Here is a 1,322-nt window from a genome sequence, read left to right as displayed (position 1 = left end):
TGAACCGCTCCGGGTTCGGTATCGAACGCTGAAGCTTGGAAGGATGCGCTCATGCCAGCGCAGAGGAAGTACCCGGAGGAGCTGATCGAGCGGGCCGTGCGGATGGTCGCCGAGAAGCGCAGGCTGACGCCGGGACGGCCCGGGATCATCCGCGAGGTCGGCGACCTGCTCGGGATCCACCCTGAGGCCCTGCGGCACTGGGTCAAGAAGGCGGACGCCGCCGCGGACCCGCAGGCCGTGGCCGCGAAGGCGGAATCCGACCGGATCCGGCGGTTGGAGCGGGAGAACGCCGAGCTGCGGCGAGCGAACGGCATCCTCAAGGCGGCGGCCGCTTTTTTCGCCGCGGAACTGGACCCGAGGCCACCGCGCTGATCCGCTTCATCGACACCCACCGCGACGAGTTCGGCGCCGAGGCCATCTGCCGCACCCTGAGCTGGGCTGGCACCCCGGCGGCAGCCTCGACCTACTACGCGGCCAAGCGCCGGTCGCCATCGCCGCGGTCCCTGCGTGACGCGGAACTGACCGAGCAGATCCGTCGGATCCACCGGGACAACTACGCGGTCTACGGGGCAAGGAAGGTCTGGCACCAGTTACAACGCGAGGGCGTCGACGTGGCCCGCTGCACGGTCGAGCGCCTCATGCGCCAGGCCGGTCTGTCAGGTGCGGTGCGCGGGAAGCGAGTGCGGACCACGATTCCGGGTGCCGACGGGCGCCGGGCCGGGGACCTGGTCAACCGCGACTTCGCCGCGGCCGGGCCGGACCGGTTGTGGGTCGCGGACTTCACCTACGTCCCGGGCTGGGCCGGGACCGTGTACGTCGCGTTCTGCGTGGATGCGTACTCGCGCCGGATTCTGGGCTGGAAGGCGGCGACCAACAAGCAGACCTGCCTGGTCCTGGACGTGGTCGAGCAAGCCCTGTGGCAACGCGGCTACGGCCGGAACAGCCAGGTCACCGACTTGATTCACCACTCGGACGCGGGGAGTCAGTACACCTCGATCGCCTTCACCGAGCGGCTGGCCCAGGCCGGCATAGCGCCCTCGATCGGCAGCGTCGCCGACGCCTACGACAACGCACTCGCCGAGTCCACCATCGGCCTGTTCAAGACCGAGCTGATCACACGTCACGGACCCTGGAAGACCTTCACGGACGTCGAGTTCGCCACCGCCGAGTGGGTCGACTGGTACAACCACCGACGACTCCACGGTGCCCTTGGCCACACCACCCCGGCCGAACACGAAACCGCCTACCATCACCAAAGAACCCGCGCCGACGAACCCGTCAGCGCGTGACATCAAGCTCGATACCGAACCCGGAGCGGTTCA

General features: G+C 68.8%; 1 protein-coding gene. It reads left to right on the top strand.

Annotated features, from left to right (window positions below):
• Positions 1-51: 51 nt before the first annotated feature.
• A protein-coding gene (locus tag I2501_RS38715; RefSeq protein ID WP_236048077.1) for an IS3 family transposase occupies positions 52-1,289 on the top strand; the annotation gives its coding sequence in 2 pieces (ribosomal slippage) (positions 52-337 and positions 337-1,289; 1,239 coding nt in all).
• Positions 1,290-1,322 lie beyond the last annotated feature (33 nt).

The sequence above is a fragment of the Streptacidiphilus fuscans genome, assembly GCF_015690355.1.
In the GTDB taxonomy this organism is placed as follows: Bacteria; Actinomycetota; Actinomycetes; order Streptomycetales; family Streptomycetaceae; genus Streptacidiphilus; species Streptacidiphilus fuscans.
Note: the sequence above shows the minus strand (reverse complement) of the source record. Positions and strands in the feature narration are given on the sequence as shown.